Origin of the sequence: Sorangium sp. So ce176, assembly GCF_051519835.1 — a bacterium.
Classification (GTDB): Bacteria; Myxococcota_A; Polyangia; order Polyangiales; family Polyangiaceae; genus Sorangium; species Sorangium cellulosum_G.
In genome coordinates, this window is the sequence record NZ_CP150371.1 from 4,445,870 (window position 1) to 4,461,480 (window position 15,611).

The following is a 15,611-nucleotide window of genomic DNA, read 5'->3' on the forward strand; positions in this document are numbered from 1 at the left end:
CCTGAACGAACGCAGCGTAGCATCCGCCCGGCGTCGGCGCGGCAAGCTATGAGCACGCGCGCGGTCGCGCCGGGACGCGGCGCGCGAAGGCTCGTGGAGAGGCCCTGAGCCGCCTTCTTCCACAGGGCCAGGAGCGACCCTTCACCGCTGCAGCGCCTCAGGCCCTGTTGCGCGCGGGCGGGATCAGGTACCCGCAGCTCCGGCCGAACCACCGCAGCACGTCGAGAGACGACAGGATGCCGACGACCTTGCCGTCGTCCGAGGTGACAGGCAGCCGGTGCACGCCCTCGTAGGCCATGAGCGACGCGGCCTGGCGGATGCTCGCGCTCTCGTGCACCTGCACCACGACGGGCGTCATCACGTCGCGCGCGGTGGCCCTGACGGGCTCGTAGACGTGAAAGCCCTGCTCGATGTCGAGCGGCGCGATGTCGTCCGGCCGCAGGGTGAGCCGCTCCGACTCCTCCGTGTCGCCGCGCTCCTGCGCTGCACGGAGCACGTCGGCCCGGGACACCATGCCGACCGGCTTGCCGTCCGCGTCGACGACAGGCATCCCGCTGATCCCGTGGCGCACGAGCAAGGCCGTGATCTCGTCGACCGTGACCTCCGGCCGGACGCAGAGGACGTCCCTGGTCATGATGCCGGCGAGCGGCGTCTCCGGATCCAGCGGCCTGCCCATGCCACGCGGCAGATCCGCGCGCTCGGCGCCCCGGTCCGCCGGGCCGGTATGACAGAGGACGGACGTCGTGCGCGCGGTCGCGTCGAAATGCAATGCGTGAAAGCGATGGCACGACTCGCACTCAGGCACCGTGGTCGAGCGCTCCTGCACCGGACAGTAGACGGTCGCCACGACCGACGCCTCGCCGTCGTCTCCGACGATGCGCGCGCTGCGGATCGTGTGGTGCGGGATGGGGTGCTCTCCGTCGATCGGTCCAGGGCTCGTCATCGTCGTCTCTCCGGTTGCCCCGGCGTCCTTCGCTCGAGGCCCGTCATGCGCTGAGCACCGTCCGTGCCACGCGCCGCCGCGGCATCGCCCGCTCCGGCGCGCGCGGCGGCCGGGAGCGATGCGACCCCGTCGGTGCGCCACGTCTGCGCCTGCGCGCGCCGTTTGCGCCGCGACGAAGGAGATGCCGGCCGGCCGCCTCGCGCAGAGCCCGCTCCCGGCGCCTGCGCCAGCGCCTCACGCGGGCGCCTCTGTCGGCGCCCCCTGAGCAACCCGCTCTCGGCGCCGCGCGAAGAGCTCGACTCCGGATGCATGGCACGGAGCGTGCGAGCGCGTGCTGAGCAGAGCGGGTCCTTCCGCCGGTGCGGCCTCGCGAGGAGGCTGAGGAGGCTTTCATGTCGAGCGCGAGCGCAGCAAGTCGGTTCATCGTCGTCGTCGGGGTCGACTTCTCGGAGCTGAGCAACCGTGCGCTGGACCAGGCGCTCGAGTCCGCTTGTTGCCGCGAGAACGCCGAGGTGCATGCTGTCTACGTCGAGCCCGAGAGCTGGATCGGCGTCGGGCTCGCGAGGGCGCCCGCCACGGCCACCCAGCCCGACGTGGCGCTCCAGCAGCTCCAGCAGCGCGCGAGCGAGCGCGTGCGCGCCATGGGCGGCAAGCTCGACGGCGACCGGCTGAAGCGCGTCGTCGTCCACTTCCGCCGCGGCGCCGCCGCCGAGAACATCGCCCAGCTCGCCGCCGACCTCGACGCCGACCTCGTCGTCGTCGGCTCGCACGGCCACCGCGGGCTCGAGCGGCTGCTGCTCGGCTCGGTCGCCGAGCGCGTCGCCAGGCTCGCTCGCTGCCCGGTGTGGATCATCCGGCCGAAGGACCACGCGACCGCGGGCCGGGTCCCCGAGATCGAGCCGCCGTGCCCGGAGTGCGTGAAGCACCGGCAAGAGACCGGCGGCGCGGCGCTCTGGTGCGCGCGCCACGCGGAGCACCACGTGCGCCCGCACCGCTACTCCTACGCTACCAACGGTGTCTACGCGGCGTCGAGCGCGGCTTATCAGGCGACGCCCGAGTGATTGGAACGCGAGGCGAGCTCGACCGGACTGAGCACCTGCCGCGCAGCGCGGCTGGAGCTGCAACCTGTCATCCGCTGTAAACTGAACATGGCGCGCCATGCCCGGGCCTGGCAAACACGCCTGAAGGCCTGAGCGCCGAGCGTCGCTGCCTGTCTCCAGCCTCCTGTCTGCTGCCTTCATTCCCGCGGATCGCCCGGCTGATCGCGATCGCGTTGGCCTGCCGCGTATTGACGTAGGGGCACGCGCGAGGGATATACCGTGCCATGAAGCGGCCTTGCATCGTCCTGGCAGCCGGCGTGTTGTCCCTCTCCGCGTCCGCGATGGCGCAGCCGGTGAAGGTGTTCGTCCTCGCGGGGCAGTCGAACATGGTCGGGTTCGGGGTGGGCGCCGATCTCCCGGTCGATCTCCGGAGCCAGCCGGACATCTGGTACGACCACTTCAACCCAGACGCGCGTCAGGGAGGGCCGTATGCGGCGGCGACGAGCACCGACTGGGGGCCGCTCGAGCCGAAGGGCGAAGCCCGCCGCTACGGGCCCGAGATCACGTTCGGCCGCGCGATCGCCGCGGCGTACCCCGAGCACCGGATCGCGATCGTCAAGGTGTCGCAGGGGGGCACGAACCTCGTCGACCACTGGGGGCGCGGGCTCCCGCCCGACCCCGAGTCCCTCTACAAATCGCAGCTCTACCACGCGCTCCTCGGCAAGCTGGACTCGGCGACGTACGCCGACGATCACGCGCTCGAGTACCCGGACGAGGTGACGCGCCTCGACAACGCGCTGGCGCGGCTCGAGTCGGAGGGGCATGCGGTCGAGATCGCCGCGCTCGTCTGGATGCAGGGGGAGAACGAGGCGGGGTGGTCGGCCGCGTTCCGGTACGGCGATGCGCTGCGCGACTTCATCGCGGCGTTCCGCGAGGACGTCGGCGTCCCCCGTCTGCCCGTCGTGCTCGGCCGGGTCAGCGACAACCTCTACCCCGAGAACGGCGGGCCGATCGCCGTCGGCAGGGAGGCGAACATCGACGCCGTGCGCGCCGCGCAGGTGACCGTGGCCGAAGAGGATCCCCGGGTCGCGTGGGTCGACACGGACGACTTCGCCCCGCGATCGCCCGACGACACGTACCATTTCGATTCCGCCGCCTACCAGGTCCTCGGCCAGCGCTTCGCCGATGCCTACATCGCGCTGGCCAGCGCGGAGGGCTCGTCGAGCGCGTCCTCGGCGACCAGCGCCGGGAGCACGGGCGCGGCGGGAGGGGGCGCCGCGGCCGGGTCGAGCGGGAGCGCCGGGGGCGGCTCCAGCGCGACCGGGGGCGGCTCCGGCGCGACCGGGGGCGGCTCCGGCGCGACCGGGGGCGGCTCCGGCGCGACCGGGGGCGGCTCCGGCGCGACCGGGAGCTCCGTGGCCGCCACGGGCGGCGCGGGGGGCGCGGGCGCGGCGGGAGGGGGCGTCACGGGCGGATCGAGCGGCGCCACCGCGACCATGGGCAGCGCCGGGAGCGCGGCCGGAGCGAGCGGGGACGCGCCGGCGGGCGCCGGCGGAAGCGGCGGCTGCGGCTGCGGAATGGCCGGAGGCGCTGGCCCTGGATCGACAGCGGTGGCGCTCGGGCTGGCCGCGCTCGCGGGCCTGCGTCGCCGCCGCCCTCGAGGGCGGCAGGCAGGATGACGCGTCACAAGGAATGACGCACGGGAGATGAGGCACGGGAGATGGCGCCGCAGAGGCCCGTCGTCATGCCGCACGGGCCTCTGCGGGCGCTCACCGTCGCTGGCTCACTCCGCCCAGCACATACCGTAGTCGTCGCAGATGTAGCCTTCGCGGCAGTCGCTCGACGTTGTGCACTCCGTGAAGCAGAGGCCCTCGACGAGATCGCAGGCGGAGCCGTCGCTGCACGCGGTGGTCGCGTCACAATCACTCGTGCAGTAGCCGCCGGGCCAGCCGCTGCCATCCTCGGTGATGCAGAACAGGCCGGCGCAATCGAAGTCGGAGGTGCACGCTTCACCGTTGGCGCCCTCGCCGGGCGGCGGGTTGCAGTAGCCCGAGACCGGATTGCAGGAGCCGCCCTCCAGCGCGCACTGCGCGTCGCTGGTGCAGGCCGGCCAGCAGGTGTTGTCGGGCAGGCACGTGTAGCCCTCGCGGCAGTCGCTCGACGTGGTGCACGTGGTCAAGCAGATGCTGACGATGGAGTCGCAGATGCCGCCGTTGCAGTCGCTGTCCGCCGTGCAATTACCCGTGCAGAAGCCGCCGGGCCAGCCGTACATGAGCTCGCTGGCGCACGTGGCGCTGGCGCACTCGCTGTCCAACGAGCAAGACGTGCCGTCTTCGCTCCCGTCCGACGGCACGTCGCAGTAGCCTGACGCCTCGTCGCACACGCCCACTTCCGCGCACTGCGCGTCGCTGGTGCAGCGCGGCTGACAGAACCCGTTGATACACCCATAGGCGTCGCGGCACTCGCTCGATTCCGTGCACTCGCTCAGGCAGAAGCCGAAGCCATCCGGCGTGAACCCGCAGATGCCGCCGCCGACACAATCGGCGTCGGCCTCGCAGAAGCCCGAACAGTAGCCGGCAGGCCAGCCGTAGATCTCGGGGATGCAGACGTCGCCCTCGCACGCGGAATCCACCGAGCAGACGGTGCCGTCGGCGCCGAGCTCGCCGCCGCCCGCGCCGCCGTCGCCGCCGGTGCCCGTGGTCGCGGAGGTCGTGGTCGTGGTCGTGGCGCCGCCGCCGCCGTCGCCGCCGCCCGTGGTGGCGGAGGTGGTGGTGGTGGTCGTGGCGCCGCCGCCGTCGCCGCCGCCGCCCGTGGTGGCGGAGGTGGTAGAGGTCGTGGTGCCGCCACCGTCGCCGCCGCCGCCCGTGGTGACGGAGGAGGTGGAGGTCGTGGTGCCACCACCGTCGCCGCCGCCGCCCGTGGTGGCGGAGGAGGTGGAGGTCGTGGTGCCACCGCCGTCGCCGCCGCCGCCCGTGGTGGCGGAGGAGGTGGAGGTCGTGGTGCCGCCGCCGTCGCCACCGGTGCCTGTGGTGGCAGAGGAGGTGGAGGTCGTGGTGCCGCCGCCGTCGCCGCCGCCGTCGCCGCCGGTGCCTGTGGCGCCGCCGCCGTCGCCGCCCGCGCCGCCGGTGCCCGTGGTGCCGCCGCCGTCGCCGCCGGTGCCCGTGGTGCCGCCGCCATCGCCGCCGGTGCCCGTGGTGCCGCCGCCGTCGCCGCCGGTGCCCGTGGTGCCGCCGCCGTCGCCGCCGGTACCCGTCGTGGTGGTGCCGCCACCCGCACCGCCGCTGCCGGTCCCGGGGGGCACCGTGGAGTCGTCATCGCCGCACGCTGCGGTCGTCAACAGACTCAGCGCAAAGAGGTATACCAAAGATCGCATCTTCATCCGCAGCTCTCCAGCCCGTGAGGGTCCAGTGACGCAGCGCCGTCGCTCGGAGGTGTCCAGCGCGGCTCCGCGGTCCACGCGCGCGCACATCTTCTGCCGAAACGGCACCGAAGCCAACGCTTCTTTATGCTGTCTCGGCTCTTTTGCGCGGGAGCGACCGCGCATTCCGCCCCCCACCGCCCCAGCGCTCGCCCACTCCCGGGCGCCGAGAACGCAGACAGCAGCTTTTCGACGGTCCTTCGCGCGCCATTGCCGCGCTCGCTCCAGATGTCGCGCTCTCTCCGCAATAACGGATGACGCATTGTGGATCGCAAGGTCCTTTTCTCCGATCGGCCCGCGAGCCCGATTGAAGCCCGCGCGCTCGTCCCGAGCGCGCGTCTCTCAACGTTTCCACATCGTTCCGCGGCGCCGGACCGGCCCCACCGAGCGCCCCCGCCCCCCGTCCGGCCCACGAGCGCGCCTCTCTCCTGCGGGCCTCGCGCAGCACCGCGCGCGGGCCACACACACACTTGCACGCGCCACCCGCCAGCGCGCTGTCGCTGCGCTGCGTACCCTCCTGCGCTTACCTGGCCCGACCAGGGCAGCGACCCACTTCGCTGCTGTCGGCCGAAGGCAGCTTGGATGATTGACCGCTCTCTCAGCGGACTGGTATAGGTAGCTGTTTTCTTTTAACCGAATTTTACAGCCACAGTCGAGGCGAGAGACGATCGAGCGCGGTGTGCGCAGGTGGAGGGTATCTGGGGCTTTCTGCGCCATCGATGCCGTTCGCCCCTGCCTGCCCCGCGGCGGCGCGCTGCGCCTCGGCGCGACCCTCTCTCGCTTCGGCCAGAGGATGAGGAGACCACGATGCGTGTCAGACACGTGATGGCCACAGCAGCTCTCGCCGTTGGGTTCGCGGCCTGCGCCAGCTCGGGGGCGGGTGAGCCCCTGGAGCCGGTGTACGCGACGGTCTGCGAGGCGCGCTGTGCCTGCGAGGACTGCTCCGGGGACAACGATGGCCTGTGCGAGGCGGAGCAGGACGCGCTCACGGACAGGGCCGAGGAGCGCTGCCAGGATGAGCACACGGAGTACATCGAGTGCGTCCGCCTGGAGGGCCGGTGCGTGGACGGGCATCACGTGGCCGAGGTGTGCGACGAGGCGGAGGCGGCCCTCCTGGGCTGCCTCGATCTGGGTGATGAAGAGCACTGTTCCACCGCGGGCGACGGCATCTGCGATGAGCCGGAGGGCACCGGCGCGTGTCCGGCCGGCACCGACCCCGACGACTGCCGCTCTCTCTGCCCGTCCACAGGCAACGGCGTCTGCGACGAGCCCGAGAACACCGGCCTCTGCCCGGCGGGCACCGACGTCGAGGACTGCGCGCTCCCGCGGTGCGAATACGTGATGGACGGGACGTGCGATGAGCCCGAGGGGACGAATCGCTGCCCGGAGGGGACGGACGTCGACGACTGCGCGGCGCCGACCTGCGCCGACACGAACGACAGCGAGTGCGACGAGCCCGAGGGCACCGGGACCTGCGCGGAGGGCACCGACGTCGACGACTGCGCGGTGGAGCCGTGCCTCACAACGAACGACGGCGAGTGCGACGAGCCCGAGGGCACCGGGACCTGCGCGGAGGGCACCGACGTCAACGACTGCAACGACCTCGGCACCTGCGACAACCTCCGTTCCTGCGGCAACGAGACGTCCGGGTGCGTCGCGTGCGCGAACGAGGGGAGCTGCGCCGACGCGCTCGAGGCGTGCGTCAGCAACGACGAGTGCGTCTACTTCAGGCAGTGCGCCGTGACCTGCGCGAAGGGCGACGCGGCCTGCCTGAGCGTGTGCGAGAGCCAGCGCCCCGCCGGCGCTTCCATGTACCGGCTCTACGACAGGTGCGTCCACTGCAGCGAGTGCCGTATCTCGTGCAACAAGCGCGGGCTCTTCGGGTGCTGATCCTCGTCGGCGCCGGGCGCTCGTCGCTCGCAGGAGCGCGGGGCCAGGGGCGCGGGGGCCCGCCGGCGGGCCCGCTCTGGTAGCATCGCGCCGCTTGCCGGAGCTCCCTCTCTCCCCAGCCGATCTCCACGCCGTCCTCGAGCCGCTCCACGGCGCCCGCCCGCTGCCCGCGCGCGCCTACTGGGACGAGGACGTCTTCGCCTTCGAGCAGGCCGAGATCTTCGGGCGCTCCTGGCTCTGCGTCGGGCGCGAGGACGAGATCGCCCGGCCGGGAGAGTGGCTGCTCGCGCCGCTCACGCCGGCGGGGGTGCTCGTCGTGCGCGGCGCCGATCTGGAGATCCGCGCGTTCCACAACGTCTGCCGCCACCGCGCGGCGACGCTGCTGGAGGGCGCGTGCGGCCGGGTCGATCGCCTCGAGTGCCCTTATCACGGCTGGACCTACGAGCTCTCCGGCGCCCTGCGCGCCGCGCCGCACGCGCCGCCCGGGTTCGACCGCGGCGCGCACGGGCTGCTCGGCGCGCGCGCGGGCGCCTGCTTCGGCTTCCTCTTCGTGACGCTCGACCCCGGCGCGCCTGCGCTCGAGCGCGCGCTCGGCGAGGCGCCGCCGTGGCTCGCGCGCCCCGAGCTGCGCTCGCTCCGGCGGGGCCGGCGGGTGGAGTACGAGGTCGCCGCGAACTGGAAGCTCTGCGTCGAGAACTTCCAGGAGTCTCACCACTTCCCGCGCGTGCACCCCGGGCTGGAGCGGCTCACCCCGTGCGACGACGCCGTCTCCTGGGGCAGGGGCGGCCCGTGGCTCGGCGGGATCATGGACCTCGCGCCCGGCGCCGAGACGGTCTCGACCACGGCGGCGCGCGGCGCGCGGCCGCTCATCGTCCCCGAGGCGGAGCGGCGGCGCGTGCGCGACGCCATGCTCTTCCCGGGCCTGCTCACGAGCCTCCAGCCCGATTACCTGCTCACCTACAGGCTCACCCCGCGCGCGCCGGACCGGACCCTCGTTGTCGCCGACACGCACTTCCACCCCGCGGCGTTCTCCCCCGGCTTCGATCCGGGCGACGTGTTCGCGTTCTGGGACACCGTGAACCGCGAAGACAGCGCGATCTGCGAGCGCCAGCAGCGCGGGATGCGCGCGCCGGGGTACGCCCCGTCGGCGTACGCCACGGTGGAGGACGGCGTGCACGCCTTCGACGGCATTGTCGCGCGCAGGTACCTCTCGGCCCTCGGCGCGAGGACAGCATGAGCAAGCTCTGCGGCCTGTGGGGCCGGCCGTACATCGACCTCTCGCCGCTGATCGACACGTCCTGCTTCGCGGAGCTCGATCGCGAGATCGTGCTCGGGCTCTGCCGCGTCGAGCCCTCGTACACAGGCGGCAGCCTGAAATGGATGGGCGTCGTCGCTCCCTGGGTGCAGGAGGATCCGTATGTGGACTACGGGCACGCGATCGGCGGCTTCTCGCGCGAGGAGTTCCGCGAGTTCGTCGCGCTCGCCGACGACCCGTCGGCGTTCGATCTCGACAGGCAGCGGGAGTACACGTTCGGCGACGAGACCGAACACCCGCTGACGCGGGCGCAGATGCTGTACCTCAAGTACCGTTACGGCGTCTATTTCCCGTGGAAGGTGTGCTATCACCTCCTCGAGAACGACCGCTGGGAAGACAAGCACTCGGGCGCTGGAAAGGACTTCTCGGAGGAGGCGAGGGCGGTGTTTCCCCGCACGGTGGAGTTCATCCGGGGCCTGCCGTTCGTCGAGATCGGGCGGTGTGTGATCTTCGGCCTGGAGGCGAACGATCACGCGCCCGCGCACCGCGACACCGAGCCGGGGAGCGCGATCGGGGCGGCGCAGTCGATCTCGTTCGCGCCGCGCGGCGGCAAGCGATTCTATCTCTGCGACAGGGAGGGGGAGGAGCGCACGATCGTGCGCGCGCCCATCTACTGGTTCAACGACATGGACTACCACGGCGTGGAGCCTGACCCGTTCTTCCGGTACTCGATCCGCGTGGACGGCGTGTTCGAGCCCGAGTTCGTGAGGCGGCTCCAGCGGCTCCACCGGCGGTAGGCGAGCGACCTCTCGGCCCGGACGCGCGGCGCAAGCAGATCTCGCGCGGCGGCAGCGCGCGGCGCGGCGAGCGCGGCCGTTCCGCCGCGCCGCGCCCCGATCGACGTCGCCGGCCGCATCGCGCTTGCCGCCGCATGTGCTCGCCTTCAGAAGGAATGAGCCCTGCCGCGAGGCCCGCCGAATGACCCACGACCTGCGCATCACCCCACCCGACGCCAAGGCCCACACCGAGCCGGAGCTCGCCCTCCGCGCGAGCGAGGACCGCTTCACCTCGTTCTACGCCGGCTGCCCCGTCGCGCTCTTCACGACCACGCCCGAGGGCCGCTTCATCGACGCGAACCGCGCGTTCGCGCGGCTCCTCGGCTACGCGGACCAGACGCTGTTCCTCGACCTGCCGGTCCCGAGCTTCTACGCCGACCCGCGCCGGCGGCAGGAGATCATGGGCATCCTCGACCGCGACGGCGCCGTCCACGGTTACGAGGTCGAGTTCGTGCGCCTCGACGGCACGCGCGTGTGGGTCAGCATCAGCGCGCGCGCCATCCGCGACGCGACCGGGCGCGTCGCGCGCTACGAGGGCGCGCTGGAGGACGTGACGCCGCGCCGCAAGGCGCAGGAGATGACGCGCCTCAGTGACCAGCGCTTCCACCTGCTCGCCAAGGCCACGAACGACACCCTCTGGGACTGGGACTTCGCCACCGGCGCGATCTGGTGGAACGAGAACTTCGAGCGCACGTTCGGCTACCCGCTCGACCAGATCGAGCCGGGCGTCGAGAGCTGGACGCGCCGCATCCACCCCGACGACGTCGAGCGCGTCTCCCGCACCATCCACGACGCCATCGACGGCGTCGCGACGACGTGGAGCGACGAGTACCGCTTCCGCCGCGCCGACGGCGAGTACGCGTACATCGACGATCGCGGCATCGTGCTGCGCGACGCGGGCGGGAAGGCCGTCCGCATGCTCGGCTCGATGATGGACGCCACCCTGCAGCGCCGGCAGCAGATCCTCCTCGCGTGGCAGCGCAAGGTGCTCGAGAAGATCGCCCTTCATCAGAGCCTCGAGGAGACGCTCGACGCGCTGTGCCGCGACGCCGAGGAGCACTCGGCGGGCCGCCGCTTCAGCGTCCTGCTCGCGAGCGACGACGGCCGCCTCCTGTTCCACGGCGCGGCGCCGAACCTGCCGGAGGCCTACAACAAGGCCGTGCACGGGCTGGTCGTCGGCCCGTGCGCCGGATCGTGCGGCACCGCCGCCCATCGCCGCGCGCCGGTCGTCGTGGAGGACATTGCGACCGACCCGCTCTGGGCCGACTTCCGCCACCTCGCCCTGCCGATCGGGCTGCGCGCCTGCTGGTCCACGCCGATCGTCTCCTCGAGGGGCGAGGTGCTCGGCACCTGGGCCGTGTACAGGTCGACGTCCGGCTCGCCGACGGCCGCCGACGAGGAGGTCGTCCGCGTCGCGACGCGCCTCGCCGCCATCGCCATCGAGCGCGCCCGCGCGGAGCGCGCGCTCCAGGAGAAGGAGGAGCGCCTGCGCGCGGCGCTCGACGCCTCGGCGACCGGCACGTTCCGCTGGGACCCGGCCACCAGCGCGCTCGACTGGGACGAGAACCTCGATCGGCTCTTCGGCCTGCCCGTGGGCAAGACCGCGCGCCACATCGAGCAGTTCACGAGCCTCGTCCACCCCGACGACCGGGAGCGCGTCCTCGCCGCGCTCGATCGCTGCGTGCGCGAGGGCGCCGACTTCGACCTGGAGTTCCGCGTTGTGTGGCCCGACGGCAGCGTCCACTGGCTCCTCGATCGCGGCCGCATGCTCCGCGACGCCGAGGGCAGGCTGCTCTACATGACGGGCGCGTGCACCGACGTCACGGTGCGCATGAACGCGGAGGTCGCGCTCCGCCAGCGCGCGGACGAGCTCGCGAGGATCACGGAGGCGCTGCAGCGCACCAACCACGAGCTCGATCAGTTCGCCTACATCACGTCGCACGACCTCAAGGCGCCGCTGCGCGCCATCGGGAACCTGTCGCAGTGGATCGAGGACGACGTGGGCGACCACCTCACCGACGAGTCGAGGCGGAACCTGGAACTCCTGCGCAACCGGGTGCAGCGCATGGACGCGCTCATCGACGCCATCCTCGCGTACTCACGCATCGGGCGCGTCCGGGTGCCCACCGAGGTCGTCGCGGTGGTGCCGCTCATCGAGGAGGTCGTGGACCTCCTCTCGCCGCCGGAGGGCTTCCGCGTCGAGGTCGACGGTCCCCTGCCCAGCATCGTGGCGGAGCGGGCGCTGCTCCAGCAGGTCTTCATGAACCTCGTCGGCAACGCGATCAAACACCACCACGACAAGCCCAGCGGCCGCGTCGTCATCTCCTGCGCGGACGCCGGCTCGCACTGGCGCTTCACGGTGGCGGACAACGGACCCGGCATCGCGCCGCGCTACCACGAGAAGGTGTTCGTCATCTTCCAGACGCTCGAGGCGCGGGCGCGATCGGGCGGCACCGGCATCGGGCTCTCGCTCGTGAAGAAGATCGTGGAGAGCAGCGGCGGCGCTGTCACGCTCGACTCCGACGTCGGGCGCGGCGCGGCCTTCACGTTCACCTGGCTCAAGGCATGAGGCGCGGCGCCGCCGGGGCCGCGCCGGTCAGGGCGCTGTCGCCGGCTCGGCGGGCGGGGCCGCGGCCGGCGGGGCCGCGGCCGCCGCCGTCTCGGCGGGCGGGGGCTCGAGGAGCGCCGGAGCAGGCGCCCCGCTCACCACGAGGTGGATGAACTGCAGCTTCGCCACGGCGACGCGCGGGAGCACGAACGGGTAGAAGTCGTGCTGGCCCATGCTGCGCGACATCTCGTTGAGCACGGCGGTCAGCTCCAGCCACGCATTGAGGAAGTCGAGGAAGCTCTTCGCCCCCGGATCGTCCGGCCGCCAGAGCGCGTCGGTGCGCCAGGGCTCGACGTCGAGCTCCACCTCGTCGGCGTCGATGCCGAAGCTGAGCGCTGTGTCCACGGTGTCCACCATGTGAAGGTAGTGGGCCCATGTCTCGGCCCAGTCCTCCCACGGGTGCATGCTCGCGTAGGCGCTGACGAAGCGCTGCGGCCAGTCGGCGGGCGGGCCCTGCTCGTAATTGGCCTTCAGCGCGGCGGCGTAGTCCTGCTGCTCGTCGCCGAACAGCTCCCGGAACGACGCCAGCCAGCCGGTGTCGCGCACCAGCCGGTCCCAGTAGTAATGGCCGACCTCGTGCCGGAAGTGCCCGAGCAGCGTGCGATACGGCTCGCGCATCGCCGCGCGGATGCGCTCGCGCGTGGCGTCGTCGGCCTCCTCGATGTTCAAGGTGATCACGCCGTCGGCGTGGCCTGTCATCACCCGCGGGCCGTCGGGCGGCGAGGCGAGGAAATCGAAGCAGAGGCCGCGCTCCGGATCCTCGCCGACCCTGGATTTCACCGGCAGGTTCAGCGCCAGGAGCTGGGACACGAGCCGCCGCTTGGCCGTCTCGATGCGGCGCCACAGCGCCTGGTGCTCGGCGTTGCCGGCGTCCGGGATCGTGCGGTTGAGCCGGCACGCCGTGCAGAGCGCGGGCGCGTCGTCCGCCTCGACCGGGACGAGCCAGTTGCAGCCCGACGCCGAGTCGAAGTTGTCGCAGCGCCTGTAGAGCCGCGGCGGGTCCGATGTGTCGTCCCAGCGCTGCCATGTGTCCTCGGTCGGACCGGGCTTCAGCGGCAGCAGCTTGGCGCGATCTGTCTCGTAACCGAGCGCCGTTTTGCAGGCCAGGCATTGGCTGTTGCGGAAGAACACCGGTCTGTTGCACTGGCAGCGGTAGGCGCGCGGGGCGGTGGGTTGCTTGACCGGTTTCCACGCGCTGCTCAGGCGCGCGCTCAGGGTGTCGAATCGGGTGGGCATGGTGGTGGGAAGATCTCGATAGGGGGCGGGTCTGGCCGCCCGGGGCTCGCGTGTTGGCAAGCGATGTGCCAGGCCTGCGAAGCGAATTTCGCTTCACGGGATGGAGTCCATGCCTCGCGGCTGGCCTCTGGCGGGACGTGTGTCCAGCCCGGAGCTCGACGCCCGGCCACGGCGCGGCGGCTCACGCGGACGTCGCGGAGTGCCTCAGTGTGGCGAAAACGCCGTCCGTTCGGGCAGGCGGCCGGGCATGTCGCGCGCGACGGGTCGACCGCAGAGGATAGCGCCTAGAGGCGGCGGATCCAGGCGCGCAGCGCCGCGAGCCCGGCCTCGTCGACCACCTCGGTCCCGAGGGGCGGCATCGATGGCCAGTCGGGATCGCGCCGCCGGGCGCGCTCCACCACGTCGCTCTCCTCGGGATCGCCCGGGTGGATCACCGTGCCCACGGCGGTGCGGTACGTGGCCGTCGCCTCGACGGAGGCGAGGTCGCCGACCCGGAGCGTGAAATCGAAGCTGCGAACCGGGTCGTAGCAGCGCGCGCCGTCGCTCTCCGGGCGGCGCTTGTTGTGGCAGTGGCTGCAGTTCGCGTGCAGCCACCCGAGGGCGGCGCGCGCCACGGCGTCGCCGGGGAGCTCGATGGGCGTGGGCGGAGGATCCGAGAGCATCCCGCGGGCGGCGATCTCGTCGAGGTCGACCTCGCCAGGGCTCGCGGCGAGCTGGATCGCGGAGAACCCGAGCACGCGGCCCGCCGTCCCGCCGTGGCAGCCCATGCACTCGGCCGCCGCGGGCACGTCGTGCTGTGTCCCGCGCGCGTCCACGGCGCCCCCGGGCGTCGCGAGCGCGTCGGTGCCGTCCGCGTTCCAGACGTAGGCGAGCGCGGCCCAGTCCTCGGGGGCCGAGCCCACCTTGGCGAGCACGCGGGTCTCGACGAGCACGCCGTCCCTGCGGAACTCCTTCCAGAGACGGGTCCCCTCGGGGAACTGCCATGCGTCCTGATCGCCGGTGTCGATCTGCGCGCCGGGCGGCAGCCGGATGAACCGGCGCTTCTCCGCGCCGTCGCTCCAGAGCTCGAATCCGGGCTCGTAGGCCAACGCGTCGCTCGCCACCGTGCCCGCGGCGATGTCGGCGTACAGGCCGGTCTGCGACAGCGCGGCCGGCAACGCGGACTGGCGCGCTGGATCGGGCGCGTCGCAATGGCGGAAATCCTCGCAGCCGGCGGCGGCAAGGCCGGCGGCGGCGATGAAGACAAGGGTGGCTCGAGGGGGAATTGGGCCTCTCTCTCGGTCGGACATGGCCGTATCTAGGCAGGCGCGATGTGCCATCTCCAGTGATGGTTCGTGATAGATGTCATCACCGTGGTGAATCTATCGACCATCGACCTGAACCTGCTCCACGTCCTCGCTGTCACGCTCGAGGAGCGCAGCGCGACGCGCGCGGCGCGGCGGCTCGGCGTCACGCAGTCGGCGGTCTCGAACGCGCTCGCGAGGGCGCGCGAGCTCCTCGGCGATCCGCTGCTCGTCCGCGACGGCCGCGGCATGGCGCCGACGCCGGCGGCCGAGGAGCTGCTGCCGGAGCTCGCCGCGGCGATGGGGCAGCTCCGGGCGGTGATCGAGCACCGGCGGGCGTTCGATCCGCGGACGTCGACGCGGGAGCTGACGCTGGCCTGCGCGGACAACTCGCAGATCGCGGACGTGCCGCCCGTGGCGGCGGCGCTCGCACGGGAGATGCCGCTCGCGCGGCTCCGCGTGGTGAGCGTCGATTACCTCGTGGCGTCGGGGGGCATGTCCGCGGGCGGGATCGACGCGGCGATCGGGCTGCGGAAGGGCGATCCTGGGCTGCGCGCCGTGCCGCTCTACCGCGATCCGACGGTCGGGGTCGTCCGCCACGATCACCCGATCGTGCGCCAGCGCCTGACGCGGGGCTCCTTCCCGCGGCTCGGCTTCATCGACGTGCACATCCCGCTCGGCCGTCCGGGTCGGGGTCACGCCATGGTCGAGCAGGCCCTCCGCGCGCAGGGCCTGGTCCGCCGGATCGCCCTGGTGGTCCCCGGGTTCGCCGCCGCGGCGATGGCAGCGGCGGGCGGCGACCTGGTGGCGCTCATGCCCCGCCGCGTCGCCGTTGCGCTCGGGTCGCACCTCCCGGTCCGGATCGTGGAGCTGCCCCTGGAGCACCTCGAGCACGAGATGTGGCTCGCATGGCACGAGCGGACACACAGGGATCCCGCGGCGGCGTGCCTGCGGAGGGTGATCCTGGAGACGCTGCGCGCGGCGGATGGGCCTGTGGTTCGACCCGACCCAGGTTGAGGTAGATCATCCACCTGGGCTGTAATTTATTGCTTTCACGGCAGCCGACCCGGGTTGGGGTAGCCCGACCCGGGTTGGGGTAGCC

Annotated in this window: 11 protein-coding genes; 7 read left to right on the forward strand and 4 right to left on the reverse strand. The window is 72.4% G+C overall.

Going from position 1 to position 15,611, the window contains the following annotated elements; translation table 11 throughout:
* Positions 1-157: 157 nt before the first annotated feature.
* On the reverse strand, positions 158-943 hold the full coding sequence (locus tag WMF42_RS16455; RefSeq protein ID WP_437692983.1) for a CBS domain-containing protein: 786 nt from the start codon (positions 941-943) through the stop codon (positions 158-160).
* Positions 944-1,335: 392 nt separating this feature from the next.
* Here WMF42_RS16455 and WMF42_RS16460 point away from each other — a divergent pair, with 392 nt between their 5' ends.
* Positions 1,336-2,004 (forward strand): universal stress protein, encoded by a 669-nt coding sequence (locus tag WMF42_RS16460; RefSeq protein WP_437692985.1) that lies wholly within the window; start codon positions 1,336-1,338, stop codon positions 2,002-2,004.
* Positions 2,005-2,267: 263 nt separating this feature from the next.
* Entirely contained in the window at positions 2,268-3,662 is a 1,395-nt protein-coding gene (locus WMF42_RS16465) for a sialate O-acetylesterase (protein WP_437692987.1), read from the forward strand.
* 104 nt (positions 3,663-3,766) lie between these two features.
* On the opposite strand, the gene WMF42_RS16470 is transcribed toward WMF42_RS16465, so the two are convergent.
* On the reverse strand, positions 3,767-5,320 hold the full coding sequence (locus tag WMF42_RS16470; RefSeq protein ID WP_437692989.1) for a hypothetical protein: 1,554 nt from the start codon (positions 5,318-5,320) through the stop codon (positions 3,767-3,769).
* Between the two features lie 888 nt (positions 5,321-6,208).
* On the opposite strand from WMF42_RS16470, the gene WMF42_RS16475 reads away from it, so the two are divergent.
* From WMF42_RS16475 to WMF42_RS16490, 4 genes are all read left to right on the forward strand, one after another.
* Positions 6,209-7,291, forward strand: coding sequence for a latent transforming growth factor beta-binding protein (locus WMF42_RS16475; protein WP_437692991.1), 1,083 nt, complete (start codon positions 6,209-6,211; stop codon positions 7,289-7,291).
* 94 nt (positions 7,292-7,385) lie between these two features.
* Positions 7,386-8,528 carry an aromatic ring-hydroxylating oxygenase subunit alpha gene (locus WMF42_RS16480; RefSeq protein ID WP_437692993.1) on the forward strand — a complete coding sequence of 381 codons (1,143 nt, stop codon included), beginning with the start codon at positions 7,386-7,388 and terminating at the stop codon, positions 8,526-8,528.
* Positions 8,525-9,343: a hypothetical protein gene (locus WMF42_RS16485; RefSeq protein WP_437692995.1), complete on the forward strand. Its 819-nt coding sequence runs from the start codon at positions 8,525-8,527 to the stop codon at positions 9,341-9,343. The genes WMF42_RS16480 and WMF42_RS16485 overlap by 4 nt, the downstream gene beginning before the upstream one ends.
* Before the next feature lie 181 nt (positions 9,344-9,524).
* Positions 9,525-11,951, forward strand: coding sequence for a PAS domain-containing protein (locus WMF42_RS16490; RefSeq protein WP_437692997.1), 2,427 nt, complete (start codon positions 9,525-9,527; stop codon positions 11,949-11,951).
* Between the two features lie 27 nt (positions 11,952-11,978).
* Here the strand turns inward: WMF42_RS16490 and WMF42_RS16495 are convergent, their stop codons facing one another.
* Together WMF42_RS16495 and WMF42_RS16500 are read right to left on the reverse strand one after the other, a co-directional pair.
* Positions 11,979-13,226: a zinc-binding metallopeptidase family protein gene (locus WMF42_RS16495; protein WP_437692999.1), complete on the reverse strand. Its 1,248-nt coding sequence runs from the start codon at positions 13,224-13,226 to the stop codon at positions 11,979-11,981.
* Between the two features lie 284 nt (positions 13,227-13,510).
* On the reverse strand, positions 13,511-14,515 hold the full coding sequence (locus tag WMF42_RS16500) for a hypothetical protein (RefSeq protein WP_155798729.1): 1,005 nt from the start codon (positions 14,513-14,515) through the stop codon (positions 13,511-13,513).
* A gap of 66 nt (positions 14,516-14,581) precedes the next feature.
* Here WMF42_RS16500 and WMF42_RS16505 point away from each other — a divergent pair, with 66 nt between their 5' ends.
* The gene (locus WMF42_RS16505; protein ID WP_437693001.1) at positions 14,582-15,526 is read left to right on the forward strand and encodes a LysR family transcriptional regulator; all 945 of its coding nucleotides are present in this window, start codon (positions 14,582-14,584) and stop codon (positions 15,524-15,526) included.
* The last annotated feature ends 85 nt before the right edge of the window (positions 15,527-15,611 follow it).

What these genes read in the sequence shown, in the direction of transcription:
- WMF42_RS16460 (WP_437692985.1), top strand. Translation starts at nt 1,336, where the DNA reads ATGTCGAGCGCGAGCGCAGCAAGTCGGTTCATCGTCGTCGTCGGGGTC.
- WMF42_RS16455 (WP_437692983.1), bottom strand. Translation starts at nt 943, where the DNA reads ATGACGAGCCCTGGACCGATCGACGGAGAGCACCCCATCCCGCACCAC.
- WMF42_RS16490 (WP_437692997.1), top strand. Translation starts at nt 9,525, where the DNA reads ATGACCCACGACCTGCGCATCACCCCACCCGACGCCAAGGCCCACACC.
- WMF42_RS16465 (WP_437692987.1), top strand. Translation starts at nt 2,268, where the DNA reads ATGAAGCGGCCTTGCATCGTCCTGGCAGCCGGCGTGTTGTCCCTCTCC.
- WMF42_RS16475 (WP_437692991.1), top strand. Translation starts at nt 6,209, where the DNA reads ATGCGTGTCAGACACGTGATGGCCACAGCAGCTCTCGCCGTTGGGTTC.
- WMF42_RS16485 (WP_437692995.1), top strand. Translation starts at nt 8,525, where the DNA reads ATGAGCAAGCTCTGCGGCCTGTGGGGCCGGCCGTACATCGACCTCTCG.
- WMF42_RS16500 (WP_155798729.1), bottom strand. Translation starts at nt 14,515, where the DNA reads ATGTCCGACCGAGAGAGAGGCCCAATTCCCCCTCGAGCCACCCTTGTC.
- WMF42_RS16495 (WP_437692999.1), bottom strand. Translation starts at nt 13,226, where the DNA reads ATGCCCACCCGATTCGACACCCTGAGCGCGCGCCTGAGCAGCGCGTGG.